At 66.3% G+C, this 21,842-nt stretch carries 27 protein-coding genes and 1 pseudogene; 13 read left to right on the top strand and 15 right to left on the bottom strand.

Annotation, left to right across the window (positions count from 1 at the left end; all coding sequences use genetic code 11):
- Positions 1–95: 95 nt before the first annotated feature.
- Positions 96–509 (top strand): hypothetical protein, encoded by a 414-nt coding sequence (locus BMZ38_RS16645; protein WP_091340384.1) that lies wholly within the window; start codon positions 96–98, stop codon positions 507–509.
- 99 nt (positions 510–608) lie between these two features.
- On the opposite strand, the gene BMZ38_RS16650 is transcribed toward BMZ38_RS16645, so the two are convergent.
- The 3 genes from BMZ38_RS16650 to BMZ38_RS16660 all read right to left on the bottom strand — a co-directional run bounded on the left by BMZ38_RS16650 (position 609) and on the right by BMZ38_RS16660 (position 3,160).
- Positions 609–1,097 (bottom strand): SRPBCC family protein, encoded by a 489-nt coding sequence (locus BMZ38_RS16650; protein WP_091340387.1) that lies wholly within the window; start codon positions 1,095–1,097, stop codon positions 609–611.
- On the bottom strand, positions 1,094–1,465 hold the full coding sequence (locus BMZ38_RS16655) for an ArsR/SmtB family transcription factor (RefSeq protein ID WP_217638766.1): 372 nt from the start codon (positions 1,463–1,465) through the stop codon (positions 1,094–1,096). Before BMZ38_RS16655 ends, BMZ38_RS16650 begins: the two co-directional genes overlap by 4 nt.
- A gap of 195 nt (positions 1,466–1,660) precedes the next feature.
- Positions 1,661–3,160, bottom strand: a complete 1,500-nt coding sequence (locus BMZ38_RS16660; protein ID WP_175483819.1) for a serine hydrolase domain-containing protein — start codon at positions 3,158–3,160, stop codon at positions 1,661–1,663.
- Positions 3,161–3,530: 370 nt separating this feature from the next.
- Between BMZ38_RS16660 and BMZ38_RS16665 the strand changes: the two genes are divergently transcribed.
- Positions 3,531–4,016 (top strand): hypothetical protein, encoded by a 486-nt coding sequence (locus BMZ38_RS16665; protein WP_091340393.1) that lies wholly within the window; start codon positions 3,531–3,533, stop codon positions 4,014–4,016.
- 152 nt (positions 4,017–4,168) lie between these two features.
- On the opposite strand, the gene BMZ38_RS17675 is transcribed toward BMZ38_RS16665, so the two are convergent.
- The 3 genes from BMZ38_RS17675 to arr form a co-directional block, all read right to left on the bottom strand.
- Positions 4,169–4,612: a hypothetical protein gene (locus BMZ38_RS17675; protein WP_139202466.1), complete on the bottom strand. Its 444-nt coding sequence runs from the start codon at positions 4,610–4,612 to the stop codon at positions 4,169–4,171.
- 111 nt (positions 4,613–4,723) lie between these two features.
- Entirely contained in the window at positions 4,724–5,284 is a 561-nt protein-coding gene (locus BMZ38_RS16675) for a DUF2269 family protein (RefSeq protein WP_175483820.1), read from the bottom strand.
- 167 nt (positions 5,285–5,451) lie between these two features.
- Positions 5,452–5,883, bottom strand: a complete 432-nt coding sequence (gene arr / locus BMZ38_RS16680; RefSeq protein ID WP_091340403.1) for an NAD(+)--rifampin ADP-ribosyltransferase — start codon at positions 5,881–5,883, stop codon at positions 5,452–5,454.
- A 301-nt stretch (positions 5,884–6,184) separates the two neighbouring features.
- Between arr and BMZ38_RS16685 the strand changes: the two genes are divergently transcribed.
- Entirely contained in the window at positions 6,185–6,529 is a 345-nt protein-coding gene (locus BMZ38_RS16685) for a YciI family protein (protein WP_091340406.1), read from the top strand.
- Between the two features lie 54 nt (positions 6,530–6,583).
- Here BMZ38_RS16685 and BMZ38_RS16690 read toward each other — a convergent pair whose 3' ends face one another.
- The 3 genes from BMZ38_RS16690 to BMZ38_RS16700 form a co-directional block, all read right to left on the bottom strand.
- The gene (locus tag BMZ38_RS16690; RefSeq protein WP_091462160.1) at positions 6,584–6,838 is read right to left on the bottom strand and encodes a hypothetical protein; all 255 of its coding nucleotides are present in this window, start codon (positions 6,836–6,838) and stop codon (positions 6,584–6,586) included.
- Between the two features lie 105 nt (positions 6,839–6,943).
- The gene (locus BMZ38_RS16695) at positions 6,944–7,441 is read right to left on the bottom strand and encodes a lipocalin family protein (RefSeq protein ID WP_091340411.1); all 498 of its coding nucleotides are present in this window, start codon (positions 7,439–7,441) and stop codon (positions 6,944–6,946) included.
- Positions 7,442–7,690: 249 nt separating this feature from the next.
- Positions 7,691–7,873 carry a hypothetical protein gene (locus tag BMZ38_RS16700; protein WP_091340413.1) on the bottom strand — a complete coding sequence of 61 codons (183 nt, stop codon included), beginning with the start codon at positions 7,871–7,873 and terminating at the stop codon, positions 7,691–7,693.
- Positions 7,874–8,330: 457 nt separating this feature from the next.
- Between BMZ38_RS16700 and BMZ38_RS16705 the strand changes: the two genes are divergently transcribed.
- The 4 genes from BMZ38_RS16705 (at position 8,331) to BMZ38_RS16730 (ending at position 12,622) form a co-directional block, all read left to right on the top strand.
- Entirely contained in the window at positions 8,331–9,554 is a 1,224-nt protein-coding gene (locus tag BMZ38_RS16705) for a PQQ-dependent sugar dehydrogenase (protein ID WP_091340416.1), read from the top strand.
- 62 nt (positions 9,555–9,616) lie between these two features.
- Positions 9,617–9,871 carry a hypothetical protein gene (locus BMZ38_RS16710; protein WP_091340418.1) on the top strand — a complete coding sequence of 85 codons (255 nt, stop codon included), beginning with the start codon at positions 9,617–9,619 and terminating at the stop codon, positions 9,869–9,871.
- A gap of 669 nt (positions 9,872–10,540) precedes the next feature.
- Positions 10,541–11,086: a DsbA family protein gene (locus tag BMZ38_RS16720; protein WP_091340423.1), complete on the top strand. Its 546-nt coding sequence runs from the start codon at positions 10,541–10,543 to the stop codon at positions 11,084–11,086.
- A gap of 663 nt (positions 11,087–11,749) precedes the next feature.
- On the top strand, positions 11,750–12,622 hold the full coding sequence (locus BMZ38_RS16730) for a hypothetical protein (protein ID WP_139202467.1): 873 nt from the start codon (positions 11,750–11,752) through the stop codon (positions 12,620–12,622).
- A 164-nt stretch (positions 12,623–12,786) separates the two neighbouring features.
- On the opposite strand, the gene BMZ38_RS16735 is transcribed toward BMZ38_RS16730, so the two are convergent.
- From BMZ38_RS16735 to BMZ38_RS16750, 4 genes are all read right to left on the bottom strand, one after another.
- Positions 12,787–13,071: a type II toxin-antitoxin system RelE family toxin gene (locus BMZ38_RS16735; protein ID WP_091340432.1), complete on the bottom strand. Its 285-nt coding sequence runs from the start codon at positions 13,069–13,071 to the stop codon at positions 12,787–12,789.
- On the bottom strand, positions 13,061–13,306 hold the full coding sequence (locus BMZ38_RS16740) for a type II toxin-antitoxin system prevent-host-death family antitoxin (RefSeq protein WP_091340435.1): 246 nt from the start codon (positions 13,304–13,306) through the stop codon (positions 13,061–13,063). The genes BMZ38_RS16735 and BMZ38_RS16740 overlap by 11 nt, the downstream gene beginning before the upstream one ends.
- Positions 13,307–13,599: 293 nt before the next feature.
- Complete coding sequence (locus BMZ38_RS16745; protein ID WP_091340439.1) at positions 13,600–14,760, bottom strand: sensor histidine kinase; 1,161 nt, start codon at positions 14,758–14,760, stop codon at positions 13,600–13,602.
- A gap of 208 nt (positions 14,761–14,968) precedes the next feature.
- Complete coding sequence (locus BMZ38_RS16750) at positions 14,969–15,505, bottom strand: carboxymuconolactone decarboxylase family protein (protein ID WP_091340443.1); 537 nt, start codon at positions 15,503–15,505, stop codon at positions 14,969–14,971.
- A gap of 134 nt (positions 15,506–15,639) precedes the next feature.
- Here BMZ38_RS16750 and BMZ38_RS16755 point away from each other — a divergent pair, with 134 nt between their 5' ends.
- The 3 genes from BMZ38_RS16755 (at position 15,640) to BMZ38_RS16765 (ending at position 18,134) form a co-directional block, all read left to right on the top strand.
- The gene (locus BMZ38_RS16755) at positions 15,640–16,584 is read left to right on the top strand and encodes a cupin domain-containing protein (protein WP_091340446.1); all 945 of its coding nucleotides are present in this window, start codon (positions 15,640–15,642) and stop codon (positions 16,582–16,584) included.
- An 88-nt stretch (positions 16,585–16,672) separates the two neighbouring features.
- Positions 16,673–17,530, top strand: a complete 858-nt coding sequence (locus tag BMZ38_RS16760) for a PA4780 family RIO1-like protein kinase (RefSeq protein ID WP_091340449.1) — start codon at positions 16,673–16,675, stop codon at positions 17,528–17,530.
- 391 nt (positions 17,531–17,921) lie between these two features.
- Positions 17,922–18,134, top strand: a complete 213-nt coding sequence (locus BMZ38_RS16765) for a cold-shock protein (RefSeq protein ID WP_091340452.1) — start codon at positions 17,922–17,924, stop codon at positions 18,132–18,134.
- Between the two features lie 85 nt (positions 18,135–18,219).
- Here the strand turns inward: BMZ38_RS16765 and BMZ38_RS17860 are convergent, their stop codons facing one another.
- Both BMZ38_RS17860 and BMZ38_RS16770 read right to left on the bottom strand, forming a co-directional pair.
- Positions 18,220–18,363, bottom strand: coding sequence for a hypothetical protein (locus BMZ38_RS17860; RefSeq protein ID WP_175483821.1), 144 nt, complete (start codon positions 18,361–18,363; stop codon positions 18,220–18,222).
- Positions 18,364–18,721: 358 nt separating this feature from the next.
- On the bottom strand, positions 18,722–19,501 hold the full coding sequence (locus BMZ38_RS16770) for an SDR family NAD(P)-dependent oxidoreductase (RefSeq protein WP_091340456.1): 780 nt from the start codon (positions 19,499–19,501) through the stop codon (positions 18,722–18,724).
- A gap of 135 nt (positions 19,502–19,636) precedes the next feature.
- On the opposite strand from BMZ38_RS16770, the gene BMZ38_RS16775 reads away from it, so the two are divergent.
- The 3 genes and pseudogenes from BMZ38_RS16775 to BMZ38_RS16785 all read left to right on the top strand — a co-directional run.
- Positions 19,637–20,560 carry a LysR family transcriptional regulator gene (locus tag BMZ38_RS16775; protein WP_091340459.1) on the top strand — a complete coding sequence of 308 codons (924 nt, stop codon included), beginning with the start codon at positions 19,637–19,639 and terminating at the stop codon, positions 20,558–20,560.
- A 174-nt stretch (positions 20,561–20,734) separates the two neighbouring features.
- Positions 20,735–21,499, top strand: coding sequence for a COG4705 family protein (locus BMZ38_RS16780; RefSeq protein WP_245747344.1), 765 nt, complete (start codon positions 20,735–20,737; stop codon positions 21,497–21,499).
- A gap of 124 nt (positions 21,500–21,623) precedes the next feature.
- Positions 21,624–21,842: pseudogene (locus tag BMZ38_RS16785) on the top strand (transposase family protein); the annotation flags it as partial.

Consider the following 21,842-nt stretch of genomic DNA (forward strand, 5'->3'; position numbering starts at 1 on the left):
ACTGCCGAACTTGCCAGGAGCACGGTTGTACGCTGAAGGGACGGGCGTCACCGTTCACGGTTGCCGCGAGGTCCGTCGCCGCACAAGGGGGAAACATGAAACACTGCTGCGCACTGGTCGCATCCGGCATCGTGACCTCGCTACTGGCCGCCTGCGGCGGCATCACGCGCGGCCAGCCGATCGATCACGATCGCCTGGCCAGCTTCCGGCCCGGCGTAACCACCGCCGCCGAGGTCGAACGGAGCCTTGGACCACCGCTGGAAGTGACGCGCGAACCGGGCGGCGACACTTATCTGAAGTATCTCTACGCCACCGAGCGTCTCAGCAAGTACGCGCAAATTCCGGTGGTGAGCGAGTTCTCGCGCCGCGGGCATGCCGTCTACAACGGCGACACCGTCTACCTGCACTTCGATGCGCAAGGCCGGCTGCTGGACACGAAGGAATACACCCAGCACTTCGATTCGCGCGATCCGCTGCCGAACGGCCCGATCGCGGCCGAATCCCACTGAGCTGCCGCTGGCGCATTGAGACTCGCTCGAAACGGAGGCACTCCGTTGTCTCCACCATTTTCCGGGCCCGGAACCGGCGGTAGGCCGGGTCTTTGCCGCTTACTTCATCGATGCAACGTGCTCGACCAATTGGTCCAGGGCGATGTCGGTGCCCTCTTTCCAACCCGACTCCTTGTTCGCCGCCACGTCGGCCTCGTTCCGGTGCAACGCCGTGAATACGTAGCGCGTCCCCGTGCCCTCGGGCTTCAACGTCATGATGGCGGTGATCGGAACATCGTCGAAGACGGCCGGGCGATAGCCCGGAAACAGCATGGAAGTCCACACCAGCCGCTCCATCGACACCACATCCAGAAAACAGCCGAGGTTGGGAACCTCCTGGCCGTCTCCCACCACGATATCGATCCCGAAGGCGCCGCCCGGGCGCAGGTCCATCTGGCAGCGTGCCACGCGTCCCCAGGCCTTGGGCATGTACCACTGGCTGACATGTTCGGGCTGGGTCAGGGCTTCCCAGACCAGCCGCGGCGGCGCGTCGAGGAACCGTTCGAAGACGATGTCGAGCTTGGGATCGATCGTGGGTTGCGTGCTCATGCCTGCGATTCCTTTTCCTTGAGTTGTTTGACGTACGCGTCGAACCTGTCGAGCCGGGATTCCCACAGCTGGCGCCGCTCGATAAGCCAGTCTTCCGCTACCTTGAACCGCTCGGGTGCGATCTCGTAGGTGCGTACCCTGCCCTGCTTCCAGGACTTCACCAGGCGGCTCTTCTCCAGCACCGACAGGTGCTGCACGAACGACGGGAGCTTCATGTCGAACCGGGCCGCCAGCTCGCTGACGGTGGCAGGGCCGCTGAACAGCTGCTCCAGGACCTTTCGCCGGGTCGCGTTCGACAAGGCGTAAAAAACGTCGTCAACAACGGCGGCTCGGTTCATCTGCGTGGCAGTCACTTGCTTGGCGAACATCGGTCCGACGGGGCGCAGTCTGGCAGTGCGAATTACTTAGGTCAATACCTAAGTTTTGTGAAGACGCCCAGGCCTCGCCGGGTCCCGGCCCCGCGAGCGGCCTCATGCCTGCGCCTCTCCACGCTACCGCGAGGGGTGGTTGGAACGGCGCGTAAACGGGTCATACATCGCTAGGCGCGTCCGGGCGCCGCCCCCTCACTGCGCCAGACGTTTCAGCTCCATGTGATAGGGCACGATCGCCATGCGATCTGCCGTCACGCGCCAGGCAACCGCCTCGCCCAAGAGCCGGTCGCCATCGCGGCGCACGTCGAGCGACAGCTTCTGCAGATGTTCGCGCTCGGCGTCCGGGGCCTCGATGACGCCGGTGGTATCGCCGACCAGCCGCTTGTCGACCCGCCCCAGGCCGTCGACCCCGGCCGCGGGGGCCTGGCCGACGGCAAACGTCGCCTTGCCGTCCGGCCAGATGCGCAGGGCCACCGGAATCGCCTTGCCCTGCGCGGTCAGGACGCCTTTCCACGCCCCGGCATACTCGCCCGCGGAATGCAGCGGAACCGGCTTCGGCGTCCCGAAGGAAAGGCCAGGCCATCCCGGCACCAGGCTGGCGACCAGCCGGTCCCTGACCTTGTCGATGAACTCCCGGTCCGCGCGGCTATTGCTGAGGACCACGCAGCCCACGTCGGCACTGGGCACCAGCACGAATTCGGAGCGGACGCCGCTTTGCCCGCCGGGGTTGCCGACCACGCGCGTGCCATCGGGACGCTTCCAGACATCCCAGCCCAGGGCGTAGTACTGCTCGGCCCAGATCGAACTCTGCGGCTCATGCAATTGGTCCAGTTCGTCATCGGAAAGAATCGGCGCCTGATCGACGCGGTGGTCCTTCAGATTGAACATCGCCCAGCGCGCAAGATCGTATGCGCTGGCATACACCCCACCCGAACCGGGGGTCGCGGTCACGTAGAACGCCATGGCATGGCCGTCGTCATCGTAGCGAACGGCGCGCGAGGGACGAGGCTTCGCGTCGGTCTCGAAGAAACTGTCCTTCATGCCCAGCGGCTGGAAGATATGCTTCTGCAGGTAGGCGCCGAAATCGTCGTGCGCGGTGCGCTGGACGATGTCATCCAGCACCTGGTAACCCAGGTTCGAATACTCGTAGTGCGTGCCTGGCCGCGCGACCAGATGGCCGTAGTCGCGCAGCAACGCGTCCGTCGTAGGGCGCTGGACTTTCGCTCCCCGGGTGTACATCAGGAAAAACGAGGGCAGGCCCGACTTGTGCGAGGCGAGCATGCGCACGGTGGCTGCCGAGGTCGGCCCCTGGTCGTCGACGATCTTGTATTTGCCGAGGTAATCGTTCGCGGGCGCATCGAGCCGGATCTTGCCTGCCTTTACCAGCGTCATGATGGCGGCGGTAGTGAAGGTCTTGCTGGTGGAGGCAATCGAAAACGGGGTGTGCGCGGTGGCCTTCCGCCCAGCCTCACGGTCGGCCCAGCCGAACCCCTGTTCCCACACCACGTGCCCATGCTGGACGAGCGCGACGGAGACGCCGGTCAGACGTCCTGCGGCGATCTCGGCCTGGATGTCCTTGGCGATCCGCGCATACGTGGGGCCCGGGGCATCGCCGCCGGCGGCATGCGACGGCAAGGCCAGGGACGTGCCCAGCAGGACGAGGCTGGCAGCGATCGTTCGCGCAAAGGACATAGGCAAGGCTCTCCAGTGTGGCCAGGTCATCGCGATGCGCGGTTCCGCGCTTCCGCGATGGGATGCACCGGCCGGCCCAAGCGTTTGAACTCGACGCACGAGCCAGGTGTTCCTCCAGGCTACGCCCGAACCATCGCGGCCCTCCCGGCATGCCGCACGTGACGGTCGCCACGCGCTCGGTCGACAGGCAAGACCGGCCTGAACAGGGCTCCGTGCCCCGCGTCGGGGAGCGTGGTGACCGGCCAGGTCCAGCCACGTTCCCGGTGGCAAGGCCGAGGCTGTCTTCATCGCCGTTCGGCGCGCAGGTCACATCGCCCCGACCACAGGCATCGCAGTCTTGGGAACACGCAACGAGCGAGGAGCGGGCTTGATGGACACGCGAACGAACGGCCACAGCAATCGCCCCGCGCCGGCCACACGGGCGCTGCTGACCGGCACCGTCGCGGGCCTCGCCTCGGCGGCTGCCTTGGCGCTGCTGGCCAAGGCCGAGGGCAAGGGCGCCTTGCAACCCATCAACGCGACAAGCCACTGGCTGCATGGCGACAAAGCAGCCGAGTGTGACCAGTTCGATGCCAGGCATACGTTGGTCGGCCTGGCGACCCACCTTGCATCGGCCGTGTTCTGGGCGCTGCCCTTGGAGTACTGGCGGGCCAGCTACCGGCCCTCCTCCGCCGGCACGCTCTTGCGTGACGCCTGCATGACATCCGCGGTCGCTGCAGCGATCGACTACGGCCCCACGCCAAAACGCTTCACGCCCGGGTGGGAACTCGTGCTCAGCAAGCGCGCCCTGTTGGCGACCTATGGAGTACTGGCGCTTGGCTTAGCCTCGGGGGCAAGGCTCGCGCGGGCCAAGTGAGACAAGTCAACCTGCGCCCGTTTCGCCAACCCCGTTTTCGTAAGCCTCGCGGGCGCGAGGCCAGCTCACGGGACTCGGCAGACAGCCCACCAAACGGGCCAGAGACGCTTTGAAAACGCACTCTGATCCGTGTTCTCGCACGTCGCCTGTCCCTACTGGCGATGCTTCCCTGCGACCTTCGGTTCCAGGCCGATCGGCAGTTCCACGGTGCCCGTGGACCGAATCGTATAAGTGCTGACGAAAGCGCAGGATTTCCGGATCACTCCCGGTGCGAAGCTTGTGTCAGCGAGCTGGCGCAGGGCTATCTTGTCGAAGAGCTTTCTCGGATTGGCATATATCACCAGCGGTTCCACCGCCTTCCCCGAGCCGTCCAGATCATAAGAGACGATCACAGAGGCACCCTGGCCGCCGAATTCCTGGAATGCAGCAGCCAGGTCGTCCGCTATCGCTACTTGCGACTCGTGAACGATGTCTTCGCGGCAAGTCTGCCTTGCAAGAATGTCTGCCGGTATGGGGCCTGGATCTGACGCAGGCGCGGTTGCACAGCCTGCGGCAAGGGCAACGATCACCAAAACGGGAAGTGCTGGAAATTTCATGGATTCCCCTTCCAACGTGGAGCCCGGATCAAGCGACCTTCGGGCAACCGACTCGAGAGGCGCACCTAAGAAGCGCATCCCAACCCTGTTTTTCGCACAGCGCCGCCCAGGCTAACCCGGCTCCACGGCCGCACTGGCCGGGCGCCGCCCGGGGCGTCCCATCAGCACGCCCAGCACCAACGCGACGGCCAGCACGCCGAACGCCATGCCCGTCGCCGGCTTGGCGACCATCAGGTAGGCGATGCCTAGTGCCAGCAACGTATTCATCCAGCCCGCGCAGTGCGTGACCGGATCGTTCGCCAAGCGTGCCAGGTCCGGGCCGAAGGCACCTCCGGAAGCCTGCAGTGCCTGCTGCAATCGCCGCATGCGCGCACCGATCACGGCCGGGCCATTGACCGCCAGCAGCACGATGCCCGCCAGGCTCGCCTCGAGCCAGCCGGTGCGCCAGGCGAGTCCCTCGATGTGCACCATGTAGCCCCCGCTCGCCAGCAGTACCAGGATCGCCAGCGGAAACGTCACCGATACCTGGCGCACGAACCCGAGCCACTGGCTCGCGTCGGCCACGGTTCCCGCGTTGGCCAGGCGTTTCTGGCCGTGGTGTACCAGCGCCGAAGCGGCGAACGCCGCGAACAGCGCGCACAGGTGCACGAACAACACTGTCGTAAAGAGCATCGTCCTTTCCCCCCGATGACAGGCCACCCCCGCGGCCGGTGAGGCCAGTGTTCCGCGATCGGCCGGCCGTCGCAACCGATGCAGTCCGGGCGTGGCGCACTGGCCCTCCTGATTTTTCGAGGGGCGGAAGGACAGGCATCGCTGATCCTTATTGGCGCGATACACCTTCAGTTGATGATCTCTCCCATGCCCTCTTGGACGCGACGCCGCAGTTCGCCGATGAACTGCGCATCGTAGGGCTCCCAACATTCGAGCTCGCCCACGATCCGCAGCGGCGACGCGCTCCGATACGACCGCGTCGGGTTGCCGCGGAACTTTTTGTTCGTGACGTTTGGATCATCTTCGAAGCCTCCGGTCGGCGCGACGACGTAGACCCGCGGCCTTCCCGCGCCTCGCGCCATCTCCGCGGCGAGACCCGCTCCTTTGGGCACCGCCGTGAAATACACATGGTTCATGACGATGCGATCGTCGTAATTGGAGGTGAACCCGGCCCTCAGCAGATCGCCGACCGAAAGATCGGCCCTCGTCCCATGGAAGAACGGCCCTTCCACCTGATGGCAGTTCTCAGCGGACACCGCAAACCACTCGTCGTCGTGCATTGTCCGACCCGCCTCATGCCTGCTGCCCGATCGGCAGGCCGGCGATCCTAGGCTACGCAGCGAGCCTTGCCGCAAGTCCGGGTGGCTGATATAAATTGATGGTGGGAGGCGCAGTGCGCCTCCTTTTTTTGCGCGGTGCTCCCCCGCCAAGATCTGCCGCTCGCCAGCATGGGCCGACGCATTTCCGGCTCGAGCGACGAATCACCAACTGTGACGCCCTCACCCCTGTGTCGAATCGTGCCTCGCACGTTCGTCGTGAGGCGAATGCGGCCACTGGGGCCGCACGGTCACAGGACATGGCATGAGCAAGTACCTCATCTACTTCAACCAGGCGTGGGTCGGCGAGCACAGCGAGGCGTGGTTCGCCTCGCGCGGTCCGCTGGCACACGCGGTCGTGGACGATATGAAGGCGGCGGGCGTCTACGTGTTCGCCGGGGGCCTGGAGGAAGACCCGCAGGACGCCTTCAGCGCGGATGCCACCGGCGGCACGCTGGCGTTCACCGGCGGTCCGTACGTGCGCAATCCCCAGTTCCTGGGCGGATTGACCGTGATCGACGTGGCCGACGAGCAGGCGGCCAGGCACTGGGCCGGCAAAGTGGCCGAGGCCTGCGGCTGGCCGCAGGAGGTCCGCCGGTTCAAGCCGTAGGCGGATCAGGAGGCAGGCGCAGGTGGACGCCGCCTACCTGGAGCGACATGTGCCCTACATGCCAGCGGCGAGCCTTCCAGGCCATGCGGCGGAAGTGGTACCCCGTGCGGTCAGCGCGAAGGCACTGTGCGGCGCCTGATCGAGCCAACGCTGGCTGAGCCGGCCGGCCTCCTGCGAAGCGTCGAAGGCGACGAAATCGCTATGGATGATTTCGCTGAATGGCTGTTTGACGAAATGGCGTTCTAGGTCCGCCTTGAAGCGGGCTTCCAGCGCAGCAAGGCGGTGATGGTCGAGCGCATCACGCACCATGTCCAGGGTGACGGCCGGATCGTGGGTGTAATGGCTTGCGAAAAAGCACTCTGGCACTGCACTCAGGCTTCCGAGTCTCTAAGGCCGATCGGCCAGCGCACTGCTTCAGGCCGTGCGACGGCCTGTGTGGGGCGTATGGATGAGTGGGTCGAGCCGGTAGCCGAGCGACCGCGCGTACTGCAGAAAGGCCTCGCGCGTGCCGGCATCCAGTTCGGGCTCGCGGTGGAGCAGCCACAGGTACTCGAAGTCCGGGCTGCCCACCAGGGCAGTGTGGTAGTCCTCGTCCACGCGCAGGATCCAGTAGTCGCCCTTGGTGAACGGGATCCACCGCAGCCCCTCGGGAAGAAAGGTCACTTCCAGCCGGCCGGGCTGGGCCGGGTCGACCACCCTCGCCTCCCCGACCGATTCCTTCAGCTCGCCCTTGCCATCGCGGGCGCGGTTGTCCACCCGGATGGCGCCATCGGTTTGACGGGTATAGCTGGCGGTGATGTCGGTGTAGTCGGCCGGTTCGTGGCGCATCGGCAGGCGCGCTATCTCGTACCAGGTACCGAGATAGCGGGTGAGGTCGAGCGAGGAAACGGTCGGCGGCGGCTGGCGATCCATGGAATCGTCCTTTGGGGAAGAGGCCAACCTAGGCGCACCCGCATGAAGGGGCGGGCAATGCCGTGGGCGACATGGGCGATCGCAGCCCGGCAGGTCACCGCGGACCATCCGCAATCAGTCGAGAGCCGAGGGACGCGCGCTGGCCCCTTGTCTGCACGCCCCGCGGAAGGACGGCACTTCTGAATGCGACCCGCAGACAGCGCGATGAGCGGGACCAGCTTGTCTACGGTCTTGCATCTTGCACAGGCGTCAGCCACCGCCCTCGCCACCCGCCCGATTGCTCGCGCACGCCGCATGCCCACACTCGCAGAACGGCCCCTCGACCCGGTCGGTGCCGGCGGCCTCGCGGCAGGAGTCGCTGCAGTACTGCTCGCCGCTGGAGACGGTGCATTGGCAGGCGGCGTGGCCGCAGCGGGTTTCGTTGTCGGGCATGGGCGTGTCTCCGTCAGAGCGGCCTTGCTGGCCGCGGAATGGGCCAGGCGCATCGCGCTTGCGTACCAGGTATCGGCGCTGGCAGAGGAACGCGGCAAGCCGGTTTCACAGGATGCGGCATTCGGGGTGAAAGCCGCGACCAGGAACCGCACAGCCGACATCACGGCAACCGACCGCCCTACAGCCAGGCAGAAGGACGTTCGCGAGGGCTGGTTTGGTCGGACCGGGTACTGCACGCTTCCCGTGCCGCGTCCATGCTCGGTTTCCGTCGAGCCCTACTCTCGACTCAGCAACTCCTCTGCCACACGCTCTCCACGGCAAACAGCTCTTCCTTCATCGCGCTGCTGGCTGCCACGTGCCGGACGCTTGCCTGATGGCCGTACCGGGCCAGCTGCTTTAGATCTCGATGGCTGCCGTCTAAGATGCTTCCGGCAGTCCGAACCAAGGAGACGTGCAGATGATGAAGCTGGCAACCGGGGTTTTTCTTGCAGCGCTGCTGACCGGCGCCGCCCATGCGCAAACCAACGCGGGAGAACAGAAAACCGATCCCGGCCTCCCCTTCACCATGACGAAGGTGGCGAGCTTCGATCTGCCCTGGCGCATCGCGTTCCTTCCCGATGGCCGCATGCTGGTGACCGAAAAGGTCGGCCGCGTCGACCTGGTGACCCCGCTAGGCGCCAAGACCGAAATTGCGGGCGTCCCGCCGAGCTACGTGGAAGGCCAGAACGGCATGTTGGGCGTCTTCCTCTCGCCCCATTACGCCACGGACCACAGCGTCTACCTGACCTATGTCGCCCCGGGCGACTACGGCGGCGGACTGACGCTGGGCCGCGGCCGGCTGGTGCTGGATGATGGCAAGCAGCCCCGGCTGGACGGCTTCAAGGTGCTGTGGCGCCAGATGCCTAGCGGCAAGGGCGGCCAGGCCGGCGCCCAGATCGCCTTCTCGCCGGACGGCAAGTACCTCTTCCTCACGGTGGGCGACCGCCAGCGCTTCACACCCGCGCAGGATCCCAACCAGCCGGAAGGCAAGATCCTGCGGCTGACGCTGGACGGCAAGCCCGCGCCCGGCAACCCGTGGGCAGGCAAGGTCGGTGCCCGCACCATCCCGCTGATCGACCCGGCAGAGGACACCGAGAAAGCCAAGACGGCGCCGGTGGTCAGCACCTATACGTTCCCCGGCCCCAACCTGACGCCGGCCGAAACCTGGGCCACCGGCTTCCGCACACCGTATGGCCTCGCCTTCGCTCCCGACGGCCGGCTGTGGGAACTGGAGCACGGCCCGCGCGGCGGCGACGAACTGAACCTGATTCAACGTGGCAAGAACTACGGCTGGCCGCTGGTCTCCTATGGGGTGAACTACAACGGTGTGTCCATCCCCAGCCCCGACACGCGCCCCGACCTCGCCAAGCCGGTGATCTACTGGGTGCCGGTGATCGCGCCGGGCAACCTGATGTTCTACAAGGGCAGCGCTTTTCCGCAATGGAACGGAAGCGCCCTGATCGGCGGCCTTGCCAGCGAAGCGATCGTTCGCGTCACGTTCGACGGCAAGGGCGGCGCAAAAGCGGTCCAGCGCTGGGACATCGGCAAACGCGTCCGCGATATCGAAGAAGCGCCGGACGGCTCGCTCTGGATGCTGGAAGACGCCGCACCGGGCGGCCTGTACCACCTCATGCCGAAATAAGCCTGTAACTCAGGTAGCCTCTCGAACTTGCCTGACCCCTTTCCAGAGCGGAACCGACCACCATGGCCGAGCGCGAGTTCGACAACTACCTTGCCCGCTCCGGCGCCACCCTGGAAGGCTCGCGCTACGCCGCCTGGCTCGCCGTCACGCCGCGAGGCCACGGCTTTCCCGCGTACTACGCCATTTGCGAGAACCGCAGCTTCCGCGACAAGGACGTCGCCGAAGCCGCCGCGGCCAAGGCGCTGGCCGACATGACGGGACTGGAGCCGGACGGCACGCCGATCTTCCCCGAGGACTACACCGGCTTCGACGACTAGGTGCGCTGCGGAGGTTGCCGCGGCACCAGGTAAGCGCCGAGCTTGCGCGTACGAGCACGGCAGCGGGCTCGCCGGCAGCCGCGTTGATCACCGCGCGGCGTTTCGGTTGAGCTCGGCAAACCGATGCTAGTGCCGGTCTTCCGCGAGCTCGCGACCAAGGCCGCCAAGTACGGCGCCTTCTCCACCGAGGTTGGCCGGGTCGCCATCGAGTGGCGTGTAGAGGGCGGCAATCTGCTCCTTCGTTGGGCGAGGCAGGGCGAAGAAGCGCTCATGAGCCATCAGACCGCCGCTCGGGGCGGGCCATGCGCAAGGCGATGTCCACGAACGAGGCGGATTCGGTCAGGACGCGGGCATGCTCGCCATCGAAGTGCCCGACCGCGCATGCGGTCCATCGTGGGCGCATTGGCAGGAGACCACCAGGACACGGGGCCACGTGCTGTCCGTCGCAGGCACTGACCCCGAGCACGTCGTGGCGCCCGCCGCTCCCGGCGCTCAACGCGCGCGGCATGGAACCTGGCCGGCGGCGACAGGTTCAGCTCCTGCCGCATGGGAGTGCAGCTGATCCGCTTCCTCGCCCCGCGATTCCTCACAGCCAGTCGACGCCCCGACAACCGTCGCTCCTCCAGGCTCCGGCCTTTCGCCCTACGGATGGCCTGACGGCCTTGACCGATGAATGCATACGACGACAGGCTGACCGCTCCCGTTTCCGATGACGACCATGTCCAGGGCAAGCCGGACGCTGCGGTCACCGTGATCGAGTACGGCGATTACCAATGCGGTTACTGTGCGATGGCCCATCCCATGGTCAGGCAGCTGCAGCAACAGTACGGCGGGGACCTGCGCCTGGTCTTCAGGCACTTTCCGCTCACCGCGATGCATGAACTGGCGATGCCGGCGGCCCAGGTCGCCGAGGCGGCGGGCCTGCACGGCGACTTCTGGACCATGCACGACTGGCTCTACGACAACCACGACCGCTGGGTGGCCGAAGGCGTCCCGGGTCTGCAGCAAGGTCTGCAGGAGCTGGGCATGGACGAAGCCACCGTCGCCCGAACCATCGAAAGCGGCGAGCCCGCCGAGCGCGTGGGCCAGGACATGGCGAGCGGGCAGCGAAGTGGCGTGAACAGCACGCCCTCCTTCTTGATCAACGGACGGCTGTTCGAAGGCGACTTCCGCTCCTTGGGTCAACAGATCCAGGCGGCACTGGCGGAGCGGTGATTCCCGGCCCCGCGAAGCCCTGGCGGAAGAGCCGTGCCAGAGTCGACTTTGCAAGTGCAGCCTGAGCCAAGCTCGCGGTGCCGATGCGCGAATGGGCCTGTCGACCTGGGGCCCGCTCGAACGTCGGGTGCACTCTGAGCCCGGCTTTCCCCAAGGCACGCCTCCATCGTTGGGCGGCCCAGTAAGCCATCCGAAGTGAGGGCGGCAAAGCGGGCTTGTTACTCATCCCTTGTTGCCAGCAGCCTTGGCTATCGCTCACCCGAGGCCTTCGAGAGACTGGCTAAAGCTGCTTAATTCGACCGTCCGAGAAAGCCGGGCCACCTCACTCCGCCCCCTTTTGTTGACCAGCGGCGTGCTCTACACGGCCGGCTACAGCATCAGCTCCAGCCGCACGCAGCTTGAGCCTGCTGACCCATGACATGCACGTGCTCGATCACTGAGCGCCACGGCGGCACGGAGTGCCGATCCTGGCCTCCGTCCCGATAACGGGCCTGAGCGGCATCCAGCGTCGACACCATTCCTGCGCCCGTGAGCGTGGCGTGCAGGGGAAGAGGCATTGACCCGCCCAAGCGCGCGCGGTACTCAACCTCGCCTTGACGGCTACGCGCGAACAATCGCGGCGCTTCTGACCTGTCCCACGCACCCATCGCTACGTGCTCAGCCATGTGTCCGTCCCTCGCCCACACCACCCGGCGCGGTCACCGCAGGCGCGCTCTCGCTCTCCCCTTGCTGGCCGCCGCTTCGCTGGGCTGCGGCCGGCTGCATGCCGCGGACTGGCATGTGACGGTGGCGGCCGAACAAGGCTGGGTCGGTGGCTGGATCCGGGTGCGCGAGAACGACGTGCCCGCCACGCGCCTGCGGTTGAACGGCGATCTGGGGGTCAACCACATGCAGTCATTGCGGCTGCTTGCCTGGACACCGCTCGGCGACGCAGGCGAGCTGCATCTGGGTCTGACCGCCCATCGCCTGGACGGCAGCGCCCTGCTCGCCGCTCCGGTTTATTTCAACGGCACCAAGGTCGCCCCAGGCCGACTCGATACCGTCACCCACTTCCAGGACTTCATCGAGCTGGACGCGAGCTACTGGCGCCACCTGGCGGATGTCGGCAGGGGCAGCGTGTGGGGAAGCCTCGGCGCCCGCTACGTCATGCTCAACTTCAGGCTGGACGGCACCATCGCGGCGGACAGCGTCGGCCATGAACTGAAGGAAGACTTCTACGTGCAGGAGCTGCCGGTGCCGATGCTGGGCCTGCACCTGCGCTACCCGCTGGGCGATGCCCTGCAGCTTACCGCCGACGTCAACTGGGGCCGCCTGCCCTGGGTCAACAGCCTGCGCACCGAGGGCGGCGAAGTGCGCCTGGCGCAGACCAATAGCGACGAACGGGTCGCCCTCACCTACCGGTGGAATCCACGCTGGCAGTTCACCGCCTACGCGTTCCACACCGAGTTCGCGCAGGACGAGCGCAGCCGCGAAGATGGCAACGTGGTCTATCTGCACGATACCGGCGTGGGCCTCTCGGCGGAGTACGCGTTCTAGCGTAGGCCTGCCGGAACAGCAGAAAAGAAAACAAAAAGTGCCGGAGACAATCAACTCGCGGCGGGGTAACCGGGGGGGGATCTGGCGGCGCCTGTTGTCCCTGACACCTTTTCCGCCGACCCCCTCTTGCGCCGCAAGCGGCGGCCGCCGTAGCTGCCGTTGGATTACAAGCGCTTTCCTGCCGCCAGATAGGCCAGCCCCTTCTCACGCTTGCCCACCGCCACCACGGTCACCACCAGCACCTTGTCCTGCACCTGGTACACGAGGCGGTAGCCGGAGGCGCGCAGCTTGATCTTGTAGCAGTCCGGCATGCCGTGCAGCCGGTCGGCAGGAACATGCGGGTGCTCCAGCCGCTCGGCCAGCTTCTTCTTCGACTGTTCGCGGAGACCGGGTGACAGCTTGCGCCATTCCTTGAGCGCTGATTCGAGAAACTCCAGGCTATAGGTCATCGAGCTCGACCTTGACCCGGCGTTCACCCTTGCGCTGGCGCACCACCTCAGCCAACTCCAGGTCCTCCAGACGGTCGAGCAGGCGCTTGTAGGTTTCCGCAGGCACCAGATACGCGCTTGGCTTGTTGTGCACGAGCACGGCAACCGACTCGCCGTCGGCCGCCTCGATCACAGCGCTGGGATTGCGCTTGAGCTCGGTGATGCTGATGCTGGCGCTGGCCAGGATGGCTTCCATATTGATCTCCAAATTCGGATCCAAATATGGCACGCTTAAAGGCACGCATCAAGGAGCTGGTGCGCTTGATTCTGTCGCCGTCGAGGATGATCTCGCGCAGCTTGTTCGCGCCGGGAAAGAGCGCATTGCAAGGTCAGCGTTTGGTCGGTGAACTCTGCGATGTCGTCGGCGGCTACCTTCCCGCCGCGGGCCAGATGGTGTCGATCGGCCGATTGATCTCACCGCCTGCTCAGGGTGATGCCGATAGCGGCTGCCCGCCTTATCCATCATCGGCCACCAGTTACGCGGGCCCGTTACGGCACGGCCTCCGCGCGGCGCTCCTCGCCCGCTTCCGAGCGCGGCAAGGTCACGGTGAAGGTGGTTCCGTCCGATGCGGACGAGCTGGCGGTAATGGATCCGTCATGGACCCGGGCCACCTCGCGCGCGATGAAAAGCCCCAGGCCCAGGCTCGTACCCGAACGCGCGACGCCGTCCTCGTCCGACAGCTGCACCAGCGGCCGGAAGATCGATTCCAGCTTGTCCGGAGGAATGGGCTCACCCTGGTTGGTGATGTCGACCACGTAGGCATCGGCTTCGGCGCAGGCCTGCACGATCACCGGCGCCTGGTCGCGGCTGTGGCGGCCCGCGTTTACCAGCAGGTTGAGAAACATCTGGTACAGGCGGGTCGGGTCGTACCGGCCCACCAGCCCTTGCGCCGCCCGCAGCTCGAAACGGTTGCCCGGATAGGTGGCGGTAGCGTCGGCAATGGCGGACTCAAGTACCTGGCGCAGGTCGCAATCCTCGGGAGCCGTCGGCAGTCCCTCGGCCAGCTGCGAGCGGGTGTAGCCGATGAGGTCGTCCACGATGTGCCGCATCACATGGGCGCTGCGGGCCAGATTGGCACCGAGCTGCGCCACCTTCTCTGGCCGCACATCCCCTTGCGCGAGCATGTCGCCCGCCAGCAGTATGCCTGCCAGCGGCGAGCGCAGGTCGTGGCCGAGCACGGCCAGGAACAGGTCGCGCGTCTGCTGGGTGCGTTTCGAATAGCTGACGATGGATTCGGCAAGCGCCTGGTCGATGCCCTCGTTGAAACGCATCAGGTCGCGCACCGTGTCGAGGTCGCCTTGTGGCACGGTCGGCAGCCACAACCGCAGCACCGTGGCGCGCAGGGCACGGAACTCCGCGCTCAATTGCAGTAGCGTGAAGTCCTTCGTCTGGCGCTGGATGCCATGCTCGGCAGCCGCCGAAACCGTCGATCCCGCGTTTTGGCCGCCTCCTTCGGACTTCAGGCGCTGCTCCTCCGGCGTCTGGCTCTCCCGCATGCCGCGAGCGATGTGGACAAGCATGGTCTGCGCATGGTCGCGCAGGGCACGGGCCGACAGCTGATTCCCGGGGGGCGCGATCTTGCGAGCGAACGCATCCCAATGCTGGAGGATCTCGTCCATGTGGGCGCAGATGAAATCGGACAGCTTCAAGGATGGGCTCCCTTGCGCAGGTATCCGCCAAGGATGCATACCAGATGTCCACGGGGCGCCACGGCGAGGTGGCGAGGGCGCTGCCGGAAACAATGGAGCCGGTTCATGCGCCGACTCCAGAAAATGCATCCGCCCCCTTGGGAGCCGCGTTTCCAGCGAAGCGCGCCCGGGCGCCGCGGAGCGCCCGGGTCGCGATCACCGGGGGTGTTCACGCCGCCTTGGGGAAATCCAGCGTGGTGTCGTTGATGCGGTTGACCATGTTGGTGAACAGGATCGCGCTGACCACCAGCGGGATCTCCACCAGCTGGCGATCGTCGAAGCCGGCGGCCTTCAGCGCATCGACCGCGGCGGCGTCCAGCGTGCCACGCTGCTGCACCAGGTGCAGTGCGAACTTCACCAGCGCATCGATGCGCGCATCCTCGGCGAACGCGCCGGCGCGCAGTGCGCGCGTCTGCTCCACCGTGTAGCCGGCGAGCTTGCCGGTCATGGTGTGCGCGGCCACACAGTAGTCACAGCCGGTGGCTTCGCTAACGGCCAGGTTGATCGCTTCCTGCTCGCGCCTGGACAGCGAACTTTTCGCCAGCGTGGCGCCGGTGCCGAGCACGTGGGCGAGCACGGCCGGTGCATTGCTGCCGATCGTGGCGTAGAGGTTCGGCAGCTTGCCGATGCTGCGCTTGATGGTGTCGAACAGCTCGGCGGTTTCCGGGCCGGCCTGGTCGTGGGCAAGGGTGTGCAGACGGGTCATGGTGGTTTGCTCCTGTGAAAGAAAGAGCCGGCGTTGCCGTGGGCATCGGCCGGTGCAGACAATGCTGCGCGTCGCACCGCTGCCGCCGTGTTCCGCGCGTCTCGACTTTGGTTTCGTTCGTCTCGAGGTGACCGATGGACAGTCTGAGTACGCTGGTGACCTCGATGGGTCTGCGTGGAAGGTTGGACCTGCTGTGCCGTTTCGCGGGCGCGTGGTCGGTGCCGCAGCCGGAAGCACCGCCGGGCCAGGTGCCATACCACGTGGTGCTGGCTGGCGCGGGCGTGCTGGAAGTGGGCCGCGAGCGGCGCCCGTTCGTGGCCGGCGACCTGGTGCTGTTTCCGCGCGGCGCCGCGCACACCATGCGCCACGCGGACGGCGCCACCCTGACGTTTGCCGAGGTGCGACGCCCGCTGGGTCGCCTGGTCGAGGTGGCCAGCGAGGCGCCGCGCAGCGATTTCGACGTGCTATGCGGCACCTTCGAGCTGGGCCAGCACCACGCGCTGCTGCTGCGGGCGCTGCCCGACGTGGTGCACCTGCACACGCAGGGCCGCGACGACTACGCCGGCCTGCAGGCGCTGATGCGCAGCATGCGCCACGAGAGCCTGCAGGCCTCGCCCGGCGGCGACGCGGTGATCGCGCACCTGTCCGCCGCGCTGTTCATCCTGGTGGTGCGCACCTTGATGGACCAGGGCGACCTGCAACAGGGCCTGCTCGCCCTGCTGATGGATGCGCGCGTGGCACCCGCGCTGGCCGCGGTGATTGCAACACCGGCCGAGCCATGGACGCTGGAGCGGTTGGCCGGGGTCAGCCGCATGTCGCGCGCCAGCTTCGCGCGGCACTTTGCCGAGCTGTCGCCGGCCACGCCGATGGACGTGGTCACCGCCCTGCGCATGGACCTGGCCGCGCGCCTACTGCGCGAGACGCCGCGTTCGATCGAGTCGATCGGCGAGGCCTGCGGCTACACCGCCCGCGCGGCATTCGGGCAGGCGTTCAAGCGCGTGCACGGCACCAGCCCCGCCGCGTTCCGCCGCCAGGCCGGCGAAGCGGCGACCGCGACCAACCTGCCCCCTTTTTCGTGACCCGGTTAGACCACTTTCGGTCCCGTCCGGCCCTCAGTCATGCCGAACCGGTCATACTTGTCGATTCCCTGACCGCTAGCCTCGACGCATGAAGACCCCCACCGGCCTGCAGGAGCTGATCGACGACGGCGTGATCGACGCGGTCCTGCGCCCGCTCAAGAGCGGCAAGGAGGCCTCCGTCTACGTGGTTCGCTCGGGCGAGCATGTGCGCTGCGCGAAGGTCTACAAGGACATGGCGCAGCGCAGCTTCCAGCAGCGCGTGCAATACCAGGAGGGTCGCAAGGTCCGCGGCAGCCGCCAGGCACGCGCGATCGGCAAGGCCACCAAGTTCGGGCGCAAGGAAGCCGAGGCAGCCTGGAAGAACGCCGAGGTGGACGCGCTCTACCTGCTCGCCGACGCCGGCGTGCGCGTGCCGCGACCTCATGGTTACTTCAACGGCGTGCTGGTGATGGACCTGGTGACCGACGCCGACGGCGAATCGGCCCCGCGCCTGGGCGAAGTGGACCTCTCACCGGAAACCGCGCGCGCGTACCACCACACCCTCATCCGCCAGATCGTGCGCATGCTTTGCGTCGGCCTGATTCATGGCGACCTCTCGCCCTACAACGTGCTGGTGGCGCCGGACGGACCGGTGATCATCGACCTGCCGCAGGTGGTCAGCGCCTCGGGCAACAACGCCGCACGCACCATGCTGCGCCGGGACGTGGGCAACCTGACCATCTGCCTCTCGCGCTTCGCGCCGGAGCTGCTGGACACCTGCTATGCCGAGGAAATGTGGGCGCTGTTCGAACAGGGCGAGCTGCACCCGGACAGCGAACTCACCGGTCACTTCGAGTTCGACGACAGCGACGTGGACGTCGACAGCGTGATGCAGTCCATCATCGACGCCCGCGAGGAAGCGATCATCCGCCAGCAAGGGCGCGAGGCCGCGGAAAGCGAGGGCTGACCCGGCGGCGACACGGCTGCACAGCAGCCTTGGCTATCGCTCACGCGAGGCCTTCGAGAGACGGGCCGGAGATGGCTGATTACCGTCCGAGGAAGCGGGACCGGCTCATCCCGTCCCCTTGGCTCTTGGAAAGGGGCCCTGACTCATCCCTTTTTGACCCAATCCGCTTGTAGTTGGCCGCCAACTTGATTGGCCACGTCCAATCATCAAGCCCTCGATGTTTGCTTCCTGGCGCCTCACGCACTACTGTAGCGGCGCTGAGTTTCAGGGGTCACCGAACTGTGGCCCGATGCTGTAGAGCAGCTTTACTACACCGTTGTACCCGTTTCCTCCTTGCGACCAGCTACTCGCCGCGCCTTGCGGCATTCACCCGTTCCAAGGAGATACAACGATGTCCCAGACCGAAACCGGTACCGTCAAGTGGTTCAACGATGCCAAGGGCTTCGGCTTCATCAGCCGTGCCAATGGCGGTGAGGACCTGTTCGTGCACTTCCGCTCGATCGTGTCCTCGGGCTTCAAGAGCCTGCAGGAAGGCCAGGCCGTGTCCTTCGTCGTGACCCAGGGCCCGAAGGGCATGCAGGCCGATCAGGTTCAGCTGGTCTAAGGGCTCCCGCCCCGCTTGAAGAAAAAGCCCGGCCAAGTGCCGGGCTTTTCTTTGCCTCAGCGCCGGAAATCCACGGCGGCAACGGTCAGCCCTGGGAAGGCTCGGACCGCTCAGGCGCCGGCTTGGCGCCTTCACGCGCAGGCCGCTTCAGCGCCTGCTTGGCATCCTGCTGCTTCTTCTTCGCAAGTTCGCGCTGACGCTTCTCGAACGCATAGTTGATCTTGGCCAATCGGGAATCCTCCAGAGGGAATGGGGAGTGGCCGCCGCGCAGCGACGACCTGGATGTGCGCACGGCGTGCGGTGGAAGGGCCGCAACGGTCGCCGGGATCCGCAGTGCCGCGGAATCATCGGCTTGCGGCAGCGAGACCTGGACGGCCGACCCGGACATCACCCGCCGGGTCGTGCAGAAAGCATGGGGAGAACGGGAAGCGGACGCCACACCGGCGGAAAACGCGCACGGCATGCGGCGCGCGCGGGCGCCATCCTACACCCTCGCGGCCGCAATGAGGTCAGGTTCGCTTGCGCACGCCGATCAGTCCCTTCAGGTTGTCGTCCATTTGCTGGGGTACCGCGGTAGGCGCATAAGGTCAGACCTGCGCCTGGCCTCCGTCGACGAACAGCTCCACCCCAGTGATGTAGCTAGCCTCGTCCGAAGCGAGGAACGACACGGCACTGGCCACCTCCTCCGGCTTTCCACTCCGGCCCAGCGGAGTGACGGAAGCGGTATGTAGTTCGAACTGCGCGATTTGCTCGTCACTCATACCCAGCTCGCTCTTGTAGCCCGGCGTGACCACGACGCCGGGCGCCACGATGCTCACGCGGATGCCGCTGCCCTTGAGGTCCGAGGCCCAGGTGCGTGTGAACGAGCGCAAGGCCGCCTTGGTGGCCGCGTAGACGCCAAACGCCGGTACGCCCTGCTTCGACACCATCGAGCCGGTGATGACGATCGCCGCGCCCGGCTTCATCAGTGGCAGCGCCTTCTGCACGGTGAACAGCGTGCCCTTGACGTTGATGTCGAAGTACTTGTCGAACTGCGCCTCGGTGATCGAGCCCAGCGGGGCGAACTCGCCGCCGCCGGCGTTGGCGAAAAGGATGTCCAGCCGGCCGTGGCGCTCGCCGATCGTCGCGAAGATGCGATCCAGGTCCGCGGCCACGGCGATGTCACCACGGATCGGGATGGCCTTCTCGCCGATGGTCGCTGCCGCGGCATCGAGCTCGGCCTGACGGCGGCCCGTGATGTACACGGCAGCGGCGCCTTCCTGCGCCAGCCGCTGCGCCGTGGCCAGGCCCAGGCCCGAGCTGCCGCCGGTGACCAGGGCGATCTTGCCGGCGTGGCGCGTGCTGTGAATGGAGGTCGGGGTATTCATGGGCTGTCTCCGAGGGCGACCAGGCGTCGCGTAAGGGAGCAGCCTATTCCTGCGTGATCGACAGCTAAATCCAGCTTTCGTGGTTTCTTTATCTCCACCAGTGGACAATCAGGCCTTCTTCTCCGAGCCGCGTCGATGGACCACCTGCAAGCCATCCGGGTCTTCGCTCGCGTCGTGGAAACCGGCAGCTTCGTGCGCGCGGCGCAGACCTTGCAGATGCCGACCGCCACGGTCAGCAAGGCGATCCAGTCGCTGGAGCGGCATCTCGAGGTCAAGTTGCTGGAGCGCACGACCCGGCGGGTCAGCGTGACCGAGGATGGCGCCGCCTACTACGAGCGCATGCGGTTGGTACTGGAAGAACTGACCGACGTCGAGGCGACGCTGGGGCGCGCCCGCAGCAATCCGCGCGGCCGCCTGCGCGTGGACACCGGCGGTTCGGTCGCCAGCGGCATCCTGATCCCGGCCCTGCCGCGCTTCCGCGCTGCCTACCCCGACATCGAACTCCAACTGGGCGTCACCGATCGCACGGTCGACCTCATTGGCGAGAACATCGATTGCGCTATCCGCAACAGCGCCACCGACCCCGCGCTGATCGCCCGCCGCATCGGCGCCCTGGCCTGGACCACCTGTGCCAGCCCCGCCTACCTGGCCCGCCATGGGAGCCCCGAGCGCCCCGACCAGTTGCTGGACGGCAGCCACGTCGTTGCCGGCTACTTCTCCGCACGCACCGGCCGCAACCAGCCCCTGCGTTTCCTGGACGCGGGCGTGCCGTTACAGATCGAGCCGCCGACCCCGATCAGCGTCAACGAGAGCAACGCCCACGTCGCCGTCGCCTTGGCGGGACTGGGCCTGATCCATACGCTGGACTTCATGGTCCGCCCGTCGATCGAGCGGGGCGTGCTCGTCCCGATTCTCGAACAGTGGCGGCCGGCACCGCAGGAGGTCTACATCGTCTACCCGCCCAGCCGTCAGCTCAGCACGAAGGTGCGCGTGTTCGTCGAGTGGGCGATGGAACTGTTCGCCACGCTCGATCGGAGCGGGACGGCCGCCTCCCGGTGAGGCATGCCATGCGTATCAAAGGGCGGCGACAAGTATTGCCAGTCAATTGCGTCCGCGCCCTTGCTCAGGCCCCGGCACCTTCGTACGTCGCTTTGTTTGCGCGAACGTCACGTCCCTAAGCTGCCTCTAACCGGCAGCATCTAAGGTCGAGCGATTCAAACCAGCGGAGTCAACGTGGAGCGCAAAGTCGTCGCCAGCAAGGTGCCCGAGGTCACCGTACTGTTCTGGATCATCAAGGTGTTCGCCACGACGCTGGGAGAGACCGGAGGCGATGCCGCATCGATGTCGCTGCATCTTGGCTACCTTTTGAGCACCGGCATCTTCGCGCTGGTGTTCGTGCTGGCGGTGACGGCACAGATCCGGGCGTCGCGCTTTCATCCACTGCTGTACTGGATCACGGTGATCGCCACTACCACGGTCGGCACCACGTTGGCTGATTTCGCCGATCGCTCGCTGGGCATCGGTTACCCCGGGGGCGCCTCGATCCTGCTGTGCCTCGTGCTGGCCTCGCTGCTCGCCTGGTACCTCACCCTGGGCACCGTCGCGGTCGATTCGGTGCGCTCGCCCCGGACCGAGGTGTTCTACTGGGTCACCATCATGTTTTCCCAGACCCTGGGCACCGCACTGGGCGACTGGACCGCCGACAGCCTGGGCCTGGGCTATCTCGGTGGCGCGGCACTGTTCGGCTCGATGCTGGCCTTGCTGGCGCTGGCCTACTTCTGGACACGCATCTCACGCACGCTTCTGTTCTGGGCGGCGTTCATTCTCACGCGCCCCCTCGGCGCGGTGGTCGGCGACCTGCTCGACAAGCCGCTGGGACAGGGCGGGCTGGCGCTCAGTCGCTACACCGCCTCCGCGGTGCTTTTCGGCCTGATCCTGCTGCTGATCTTCACCCTTCCCCACCGGCCGGCCATGGCCACGGTGCCGGCGGAGGAGTAATGGCTCCGGACAAGAACGCCCAAGCCGAGACTCCCCTTTAATTTGGTTCTTCGCAGGTTTCCGTGGAGCGTTTTCCCTAGCATCGATAACTTAGACCTTTCGAGAGAGGTCTAAGGGACGTTCCATGCTGGATCGGAAGACGATCGAGGCGCTGGGTGGCTGGAAGGGATACCGGGTGGAGCGGGTCGTGTGGCCGGAGGGCGAGAGCCGCACGGTGATGATCCACCTGAAGCCGTCCGCCAAAACGATGCATTGCGCGCATTGCGGCAACCGATGCCGGCAGGTCCATGAGACGACCGTTCGCCGGGTGCGTGACCTTCCGCTGTTTGCGCTTCGGGTCGTG

It is taken from the genome of Frateuria terrea (assembly GCF_900115705.1).
GTDB lineage: Bacteria > Pseudomonadota > Gammaproteobacteria > Xanthomonadales > Rhodanobacteraceae > Frateuria_A > Frateuria_A terrea.

Excerpts from the sequence above, each read along its gene's own strand:
- BMZ38_RS16675 (WP_175483820.1), bottom strand. The coding sequence starts at position 5,284 with ATGCTCTTTACGACAGTGTTGTTCGTGCACCTGTGCGCGCTGTTCGCG.
- BMZ38_RS16755 (WP_091340446.1), top strand. The coding sequence starts at position 15,640 with ATGGACAGTCTGAGTACGCTGGTGACCTCGATGGGTCTGCGTGGAAGG.
- BMZ38_RS16730 (WP_139202467.1), top strand. The coding sequence starts at position 11,750 with ATGTGTCCGTCCCTCGCCCACACCACCCGGCGCGGTCACCGCAGGCGC.
- BMZ38_RS16695 (WP_091340411.1), bottom strand. The coding sequence starts at position 7,441 with ATGGATCGCCAGCCGCCGCCGACCGTTTCCTCGCTCGACCTCACCCGC.
- BMZ38_RS16735 (WP_091340432.1), bottom strand. The coding sequence starts at position 13,071 with ATGACCTATAGCCTGGAGTTTCTCGAATCAGCGCTCAAGGAATGGCGC.
- BMZ38_RS16660 (WP_175483819.1), bottom strand. The coding sequence starts at position 3,160 with ATGTCCTTTGCGCGAACGATCGCTGCCAGCCTCGTCCTGCTGGGCACG.
- BMZ38_RS16700 (WP_091340413.1), bottom strand. The coding sequence starts at position 7,873 with ATGCCCGACAACGAAACCCGCTGCGGCCACGCCGCCTGCCAATGCACC.
- BMZ38_RS16705 (WP_091340416.1), top strand. The coding sequence starts at position 8,331 with ATGATGAAGCTGGCAACCGGGGTTTTTCTTGCAGCGCTGCTGACCGGC.
- BMZ38_RS16690 (WP_091462160.1), bottom strand. The coding sequence starts at position 6,838 with ATGGTGCGTGATGCGCTCGACCATCACCGCCTTGCTGCGCTGGAAGCC.
- BMZ38_RS16775 (WP_091340459.1), top strand. The coding sequence starts at position 19,637 with ATGGACCACCTGCAAGCCATCCGGGTCTTCGCTCGCGTCGTGGAAACC.
- BMZ38_RS16655 (WP_217638766.1), bottom strand. The coding sequence starts at position 1,465 with ATGTTCGCCAAGCAAGTGACTGCCACGCAGATGAACCGAGCCGCCGTT.
- BMZ38_RS16750 (WP_091340443.1), bottom strand. The coding sequence starts at position 15,505 with ATGACCCGTCTGCACACCCTTGCCCACGACCAGGCCGGCCCGGAAACC.
- BMZ38_RS16645 (WP_091340384.1), top strand. The coding sequence starts at position 96 with ATGAAACACTGCTGCGCACTGGTCGCATCCGGCATCGTGACCTCGCTA.
- BMZ38_RS16720 (WP_091340423.1), top strand. The coding sequence starts at position 10,541 with ATGAATGCATACGACGACAGGCTGACCGCTCCCGTTTCCGATGACGAC.
- BMZ38_RS16765 (WP_091340452.1), top strand. The coding sequence starts at position 17,922 with ATGTCCCAGACCGAAACCGGTACCGTCAAGTGGTTCAACGATGCCAAG.
- BMZ38_RS17675 (WP_139202466.1), bottom strand. The coding sequence starts at position 4,612 with ATGAAATTTCCAGCACTTCCCGTTTTGGTGATCGTTGCCCTTGCCGCA.
- BMZ38_RS16710 (WP_091340418.1), top strand. The coding sequence starts at position 9,617 with ATGGCCGAGCGCGAGTTCGACAACTACCTTGCCCGCTCCGGCGCCACC.
- BMZ38_RS16650 (WP_091340387.1), bottom strand. The coding sequence starts at position 1,097 with ATGAGCACGCAACCCACGATCGATCCCAAGCTCGACATCGTCTTCGAA.
- BMZ38_RS16665 (WP_091340393.1), top strand. The coding sequence starts at position 3,531 with ATGGACACGCGAACGAACGGCCACAGCAATCGCCCCGCGCCGGCCACA.
- BMZ38_RS16760 (WP_091340449.1), top strand. The coding sequence starts at position 16,673 with ATGAAGACCCCCACCGGCCTGCAGGAGCTGATCGACGACGGCGTGATC.
- BMZ38_RS16740 (WP_091340435.1), bottom strand. The coding sequence starts at position 13,306 with ATGGAAGCCATCCTGGCCAGCGCCAGCATCAGCATCACCGAGCTCAAG.
- arr (WP_091340403.1), bottom strand. The coding sequence starts at position 5,883 with ATGCACGACGACGAGTGGTTTGCGGTGTCCGCTGAGAACTGCCATCAG.
- BMZ38_RS16770 (WP_091340456.1), bottom strand. The coding sequence starts at position 19,501 with ATGAATACCCCGACCTCCATTCACAGCACGCGCCACGCCGGCAAGATC.
- BMZ38_RS16685 (WP_091340406.1), top strand. The coding sequence starts at position 6,185 with ATGAGCAAGTACCTCATCTACTTCAACCAGGCGTGGGTCGGCGAGCAC.